We start from the raw sequence: 504 nt of genomic DNA on the forward strand, positions 1-504 counted from the left end.
TCGGTGTATCACGCGTTGGTGCGTCCGGGGGATACCGTGTTGGGGTTGAACCTGGCTCATGGTGGGCATTTGACCCATGGGATGAAGCTGAATTTCTCGGGTCGGTTGTTCAATATCGTTCCTTATGGTGTGGATGAGTCCACGTATGAGGTGGATATGGACGAGGTTGAGCGTCTGGCGGTGGAGCACCAGCCGAAGATGATCGTGGCTGGTTGGTCGGCGTACCCTCGCCAGTTGGACTTCGCCCGCTTCCGTGAGATCGCGGACAAGGTCGGGGCGTACCTGTTTGTGGATATGGCGCATTTCGCGGGGTTGGTGGCTGCGGGGTTGCATCCTTCGCCGGTGCCGCATGCGCATGTGGTGACTTCGACCACGCATAAGACCCTGGCTGGTCCGCGGGGCGGGATCATCCTCTCGAATGATGCGGAGATCGCGAAGAAGTTGAATTCGGCGGTGTTCCCTGGTCAGCAGGGTGGTCCGTTGGAGCATGTGGTTGCTGGTAAG

Annotated in this window: 1 protein-coding gene; it reads left to right on the forward strand. The window is 59.1% G+C overall.

From position 1 onward, the window contains the following. On the forward strand, nt 1-504 hold a 504-nt coding region (locus tag OK351_RS17900; RefSeq protein WP_265161772.1), incomplete at both ends, for a DegT/DnrJ/EryC1/StrS family aminotransferase.

It is taken from the genome of Glutamicibacter sp. MNS18 (assembly GCF_026107515.2).
In the GTDB taxonomy this organism is placed as follows: Bacteria; Actinomycetota; Actinomycetes; order Actinomycetales; family Micrococcaceae; genus Glutamicibacter.